The 6,251-nt window shown below is 72.9% G+C and carries 6 protein-coding genes; 4 read left to right on the top strand and 2 right to left on the bottom strand.

The genetic code is table 11. The features are described 5' to 3' along the window. Positions 1–133: 133 nt before the first annotated feature. On the top strand, positions 134–610 hold the full coding sequence (locus ACWICD_RS13635) for a YbaK/EbsC family protein (RefSeq protein WP_454140477.1): 477 nt from the start codon (positions 134–136) through the stop codon (positions 608–610). A gap of 84 nt (positions 611–694) precedes the next feature. Here ACWICD_RS13635 and ACWICD_RS13640 read toward each other — a convergent pair whose 3' ends face one another. Together ACWICD_RS13640 and ACWICD_RS13645 are read right to left on the bottom strand one after the other, a co-directional pair. Then, complete coding sequence (locus ACWICD_RS13640) at positions 695–1,807, bottom strand: baeRF11 domain-containing protein (protein ID WP_454140478.1); 1,113 nt, start codon at positions 1,805–1,807, stop codon at positions 695–697. Positions 1,808–1,869: 62 nt separating this feature from the next. Beyond that, positions 1,870–2,739: an IclR family transcriptional regulator gene (locus ACWICD_RS13645; RefSeq protein ID WP_454140479.1), complete on the bottom strand. Its 870-nt coding sequence runs from the start codon at positions 2,737–2,739 to the stop codon at positions 1,870–1,872. On the opposite strand from ACWICD_RS13645, the gene hutH reads away from it, so the two are divergent. The 3 genes from hutH to ACWICD_RS13660 all read left to right on the top strand — a co-directional run. Further along, entirely contained in the window at positions 2,738–4,306 is a 1,569-nt protein-coding gene (gene hutH / locus ACWICD_RS13650; RefSeq protein WP_454140480.1) for a histidine ammonia-lyase, read from the top strand. The two genes, ACWICD_RS13645 and hutH, sit on opposite strands and share 2 nt — an antisense overlap. A 43-nt stretch (positions 4,307–4,349) precedes the next feature. Next, on the top strand, positions 4,350–6,005 hold the full coding sequence (gene hutU / locus ACWICD_RS13655) for a urocanate hydratase (protein ID WP_454140481.1): 1,656 nt from the start codon (positions 4,350–4,352) through the stop codon (positions 6,003–6,005). A gap of 31 nt (positions 6,006–6,036) precedes the next feature. After that, positions 6,037–6,251, top strand: a 215-nt coding sequence (locus ACWICD_RS13660; RefSeq protein WP_454140482.1) for an imidazolonepropionase-like domain-containing protein, incomplete at its 3' end; no start/stop codon positions are given.

Genomic DNA, 6,251 nt, shown 5'->3' on the forward strand with positions numbered 1-6,251 from the left:
CCGCGACCATTGCACCACCGATGTGCGGATCGTTCAACCGAGCCGCGCCGAGTTCAGCACATCGACAAGCGCGGCGCGCGGCGCGCCCGCGCGGAGTGGGCAGTGTGCGAGCGGCGGGGCCTAGGCTGGGGTGGTGACCGAGCACCTGCATCCCCGAAGTCGACTCGTCCACGAGGCCCTGCGCGCGGCCGGCATCGACGGCGAGATCGTCGTTCTGCCCGACGCCGCCTCGACCGCTCCGCTGGCCGCCGCCGCCCTGGGCGTCGAGGTGGGCGCGATCGCCAACAGCCTCGTGTTCTGGTCGGACGAAGAGCCCCTGCTCGTCATGACGAGCGGCGCCCACCGCGTCGACACGGCCGCGCTCGCCGAGCGGCTCGGCCGCGAGAGCATCGTGCGGGCGACGGCTCAGCAGGTGAGGGATGCCACCGGTCAGGCGATCGGCGGCGTCGCGCCGACGGGGCATCCGGCGCCCCTCACGACGATCGTCGACGAGGACCTCGCCGCGTTCCCCGAGATCTGGGCCGCGGGCGGCACGCCGCACACCGTCTTCCCGCTGACGTACGACGAGCTTGTCGCGCTCACGGGCGGGCGCGTCGCGAAGGTCGACTGAGAAGGCGTCCACTTCTCAGGATGGAATGGGCTTTTTTGCCGGTGTCAGGCCGGTGACGCCCATTCGTCCTGAGTACGCGACACCTCACCGCGGAACGGTCACCGGAAAGCGCAGCGTCGCGGCGACGGGGGAGCCGTCGACGAGGTCGCGTCGCCGGACGGCGCGAACGCGCCCTCCGCTGTGCAGCACGCGGGCGGCGATCTCGTCGACGAGCGGCGTGGCGTCTGCTTCCCGCTCGACCTGGCCGAACTCGTCGATCGTGCCGGTCGCGTCGGCCTCTCGGTCGAAGCGCAGTTCATCGATCGCGGCCTCGGCCGCCGCCGCGGCGACCTCGACGAGGCGGCTCGTGGCGAGGCCCTGCGCGCGCAGCGTGCCGAACCGCTCCTTCCACGCGCTCGTCGCGCGGGCCTGAGCGTCCTCGACGATGCTCCGCGCGGCATCGGCGAGCGCCCGGTCGTCGAGCGACCCGGGGTGAGCGTCGATACCGTCATCGGTGAGGCCGGCCTGCGTGCTGACGGCGCGGTACGCCGGGGCGAGATCCGACGACGCCGCGAGTACGAAGCACGCGCCGTCGGGCACGATGCGCGCCACTTCGTCCTGCACGACGCGGCAGTACCGCTCATGCTCGATGCGGTCGCCCTTCGCTCCCTGTGCGCGCCGCATGTCGAACCGACCGTCGTTCTCGGCCTGCTCGAGCACCGACTCGTGGTCGTCGGGCAGGGACAGGGGCTGTTCGACCACGCGGCGGTCGGCGCCGATGCGCGTCAGGCGGGCCAGGCCCTCCGCGAGCTGCAGCACGTACACGTCGTCATCGTCGGTCGCCGCACGCAGCAGCGGCGCCGCCTGGAACCGGTCGGCCACCGCGACGATGTCGCGCACGTGCGAGGGCAGGCGATAGGCGGCGGTGCGTCCGGGCGAGGCGAGCACGACGAGGCCGTCGGACTGCGCGCCCCAGAACTCGTCGTCGGTGAGCAGTGCGCGCAGCGTCTCGAGCACGGCGTTGCGCGTACCGGCCGCGACCTCGCGCTCGTGCATCCGCCGTTCCGCCTCATCGATCGCGTCGCGCAGGGCGATCCGGATCCGCTCATGATCGCGCGGACTCGGCGACGACGCGAGTGCGATCGTGACGCACACCTCGTCGCGGTGGTCCATGAGAGCGAGGAGTCCGGTCTGGTCTGGGGTCTCTTCGGGCGTCATACTCCGACGGTAGACACGGCCGCCGGTCCCGCCCAGGGGCTTGCATGCCGTGCAGGCGCGCGCTAACCGACGCGGCCGATGCGGCGCTCGAGCTCTCGCGCCGCGTTGGCCGCGAGGGCCGGGTCAGGCGCGGCGGCATCGGCCGGCCAGGTGACGGCGATCGCGGCGGCCGGCCATCCGCCGTGGTCGCGCACGACGACCCCGATCGACCGCAGGCCGAGTGTGACCTCGCCGTCCTCGGTCGCCCAGCCGCGCTCGCGGGCTTCGCGCAGCACGTCGCGCAGTTCGCCCGGCCGTCGCGGACCCCGACCCGTGCGGTCGGCGAAGGCCGCGGCATCCGGATACAGCGCTCGCACCTGTTCGCGCGGGAGCGCCGCGAGCATCGCGCGCCCTGTCGCGGTGAGGTGGGCGGGAAGGCGCACGCCGACGTCGGTCACGAGCGCCGGGCGGCGCGGCGCGCGCTCCTCGACGATGTAGAGCACGTCGCGCCCGTGCATGACGGCGAGGTGCGCGCTCTCGTGCGCGCGATCCACGAGGTCGGCCAGGACGGGGCGCCCCACGCGGGCGAGCGGCTCCTGGCGCGCATAGCCGCCGGCGAGCTCGAACGCCGCGATCCCGAGACCCCAGCGCCGCTCTTCGGGCAGGTGCACGACGAACGCGTGCTCCTGCAGCGTCGCGAGCAGGTGGTAGACGGTCGATCGCGGCAGATCGAGCGCCGTCGCGATCGTCGCGGCGGGAACCGGACCGCGCTGCTTCGTGAGGTGCGCGAGGATCCGCAGCGTCTGGTCGGCGGCCGGGACTTGGGGCCGCGCGCGCTGAGGCTCCGGGCGAGGCGCCGGTACTGCGCGCGGGGAGGGGTTGTCTGGCATCTCAGACACAGGATGCCAGAGCCGGGCGCGGCGCACCATGCCGAGCGTGTGGAATCGAGCCATGACCACTCCTGCCCTCGCCGTCGTCGTCGGTGCCGCGCCCCTGCAGCCCGAGGACGTCGTCGCCGTCGCACGGCACGGTGCGCCCGTCGAACTCGATCCCGAAGCGATGCGGCGGGTCGCGGCATCTCGTGCTCTCGTCGAGGGACTCGCCGACGACCCCGAGCCGCACTACGGCGTGTCGACAGGATTCGGCGCGCTCGCGACGACCTTCATCGCGCCCGAGCGGCGCCGTCAGCTGCAGCTGAGCCTCATCCGCTCGCACGCCGCGGGAACCGGCGACGAGGTCGAGACCGAGGTCGTGCGCGCCCTGCAGCTGCTGCGTCTGCAGACCCTCGCGAGTGGACGCACGGGTGTGCGGCCCGTCGTCGTCGAGACCTACGCCGCCATGCTGAACGCCGGGATCACGCCCGTCGTGCGGGAGTACGGTTCGCTCGGCTGCTCGGGAGACCTCGCGCCCCTCTCGCACGTCGCCCTCGCGGCGATCGGCGAGGGCGAGGTGCGCGTCGACGGCGAGATCGCTCCCGCCGGCGCCGCGCTCGCCGCGGCGGGCATCGCGCCGCTCGAGCTGCAGGAGAAAGAGGGACTGGCCCTCATCAACGGCACCGACGGCATGCTCGGGATGCTGCTGCTCGCGCTGCACGACATCCGGATGCTGCTGGACACGGCCGACGTCGCCGCTGCCGCCTCGATCGAGTCGCAGCTGGGCACCGACGCCGTCTTCGCCGCCGACCTGATGGCGCTGCGTCCGCAGCACGGGCAGGCGGAATCCGCCGCTCGGCTGCGCCGCTTCCTGCGCGATTCCCCGATCGTCGCATCGCACAAGGACCCCGCGCAGTGCACGCGCGTGCAGGACGCCTACTCGCTGCGCTGCTCGCCGCAGGTGCACGGCGCCGCGCGCGATACGGCCGATCACGCGGCACTCGTCGCGTCGCGGGAGCTCGCCTCTGCCGTGGACAACCCCGTCGTGACCCTCGACGGTCGGCTCGAATCGAACGGCAACTTCCACGGCGCGCCGGTCGGGTACGTGCTCGATTTCCTCGCGATCGCCGTCGCCGACGTCGCCTCGATCTCGGAGCGCCGCACCGACCGCGCCCTCGATCCGGCCCGCAGCCAGGGGCTCCCGCCGTTCCTCGCCGACGAGGTCGGCGTCGATTCGGGGCTCATGATCGCGCAGTACGCCGCGGCGGGGATCGTCTCCGAGCTGAAGCGCCTCGCCGTGCCGGCATCCGTCGACTCGATCCCCTCGTCGGCGATGCAGGAGGACCACGTCTCGATGGGGTGGGCTGCCGCGCGCAAGCTGCGCCGGGCCGTCGACGGGCTCGCGCGGGTGCTGGCGATCGAGGTCATCACCGCGACGCGGGCGCTGGACCTGCGGGCACCGCTGCAGCCCGGTCCCGCGACCGGCGCGGTCCGCCGTCTCCTCCGCGAGGCGGGCATCGACGGCCCTGGACCCGACCGCTTCCTCTCGCCGGACATCGAGACCGCGGCCGCCCTCGTCATCTCCGGCGCCGTCGCCGCGGCGGCATCCGGATCCCCGCACCCAGAACAGGATGCCTCGGCGTCCTGAGCCAGAACACCCGTTCTCGACCGAACCGACCGAGGAGCACGCCATGACCACCCCTGAAGCACGCACCGTCCGCGCCGCGCGCGGCGCCGAGCGCACCGCCAAGAGCTGGGGCGCCGAAGCCGCCAAGCGCATGCTCATGAACAACCTCGATCCCGAGGTCGCCGAGCACCCGGAAGACCTCGTCGTCTACGGCGGCACGGGCAAGGCCGCGCGCTCGTGGGAGGCGTACGACGCGATCGTGCGCACCCTCGACGAGCTCGAGCCCGACGAGACGCTGCTCGTGCAGTCCGGCAAGCCCGTCGGCGTCTTCCGCACGCACGAGTGGGCGCCGCGCGTGCTCATCGCCAACTCGAACCTCGTGGGGGACTGGGCGACGTGGCCCGAGTTCCGCAAGCTCGAAGAGCTCGGCCTGACGATGTACGGCCAGATGACGGCGGGGTCGTGGATCTACATCGGCACGCAGGGCATCCTGCAGGGCACGTATGAGACGTTCGCCGCCGTCGCCCGGTCTCTGGGCCGCGACGACCTCAACGGCACCCTCACTCTGACGGGCGGATGCGGCGGAATGGGCGGCGCGCAGCCGCTCGCCGTCACGCTCAACGGCGGCGCCGTGCTGATCGTCGACGTCGACGAGTCGCGCCTCGCGCGCCGGGTCGAGCACGGCTACCTCGACGAGTACTCGACCGACCTCGACGCGGCGGTCGCACGCGTCCTCGCTGCCAAAGACGCCGGCGAGGCACTTTCTGTCGGTGTCGTGGGCAACGCCGCCGAGGTGTTCCCCGAGCTTCTGGCCCGCGGCATCCCGATCGACATCGTCACCGATCAGACGAGCGCGCACGACCCGCTGGCGTACCTGCCGGTCGGGGTCGCGTTCGACCGGTGGCGCGCCGAGGCCGAGCGTGACCCCGAGGGCTTCACCGAGCGCGCCCGCGAGTCGATGGCGGCGCAGGTCGCCGCGATGGTGGGCTTCCAGGATGCCGGCGCCGAGGTGTTCGACTACGGCAACTCGATCCGGGCCGAGGCGAAACTCGGCGGGTTCGAGAACGCCTTCGCGTTCCCCGGGTTCGTGCCGGCGTACATCCGTCCGCAGTTCGCCGAGGGGCGTGGACCCTTCCGCTGGGTCGCGCTCTCGGGCGATCCCGAAGACATCCGCAAGACCGACGAGGCCGTCAAGGTGCTCTTCCCCGACGATGCGGGGCTCGTGCGCTGGCTCGACAAGGCCGGCAACGCCGTGCACTTCGAGGGGCTTCCGGCACGCATCTGCTGGCTCGGCTACCAGGAGCGTCACCTCGCGGGCCTGAAGTTCAACGAGATGGTCGCCTCGGGTGAGCTGTCCGCGCCCATCGTGATCGGACGCGACCACCTCGACTCGGGCTCGGTCGCCTCGCCCTACCGCGAGACCGAAGCGATGGCCGACGGGTCGGACGCGATCGCCGACTGGCCGCTGCTCAACGCCCTGCTCAACACGGCGTCGGGCGCATCGTGGGTCTCGATCCACCACGGCGGTGGCGTCGGCATCGGCCGCTCGATCCACGCGGGACAGGTCACGGTCGCCGACGGCACGCCGCTCGCCGCCGAGAAGCTCGCCCGCGTGCTCGTGAACGACCCCGGCACGGGCGTCATGCGCCACGTCGACGCGGGGTACGATCGGGCCGCCGAGGTCGCCCGGGAGCGCGGCCTGAACGTGCCGATGCTGTGATGCCGGCGGACTCTGAAGGAAAGCGGATGCCGTGACCACGACCCTCATCACGAACATCGGCGAGCTCACGACCAACGTCGTCTCCGACGGCGACCCGTACGGCACGATGCACGACGCCGCCGTCCTGATCGAGGACGGCCGCATCGCCTGGGTCGGCTCCGCCGCCGACGCTCCGCGCTTGGACGACGGTGCCCGGGGCGGCGCCGGCTCCGGCTCCGCGGCCGGGCGCGGCCCCGGCCCCGCCGC

It is taken from the genome of Microbacterium sp. NPDC055357, from assembly GCF_053644835.1.

Coding starts and splice junctions, on each gene's coding strand:
- ACWICD_RS13640 (WP_454140478.1), bottom strand. CDS start 1,807: ATGACGCCCGAAGAGACCCCAGACCAGACCGGACTCCTCGCTCTCATG.
- hutH (WP_454140480.1), top strand. CDS start 2,738: ATGACCACTCCTGCCCTCGCCGTCGTCGTCGGTGCCGCGCCCCTGCAG.
- ACWICD_RS13645 (WP_454140479.1), bottom strand. CDS start 2,739: ATGGCTCGATTCCACACGCTCGGCATGGTGCGCCGCGCCCGGCTCTGG.
- hutU (WP_454140481.1), top strand. CDS start 4,350: ATGACCACCCCTGAAGCACGCACCGTCCGCGCCGCGCGCGGCGCCGAG.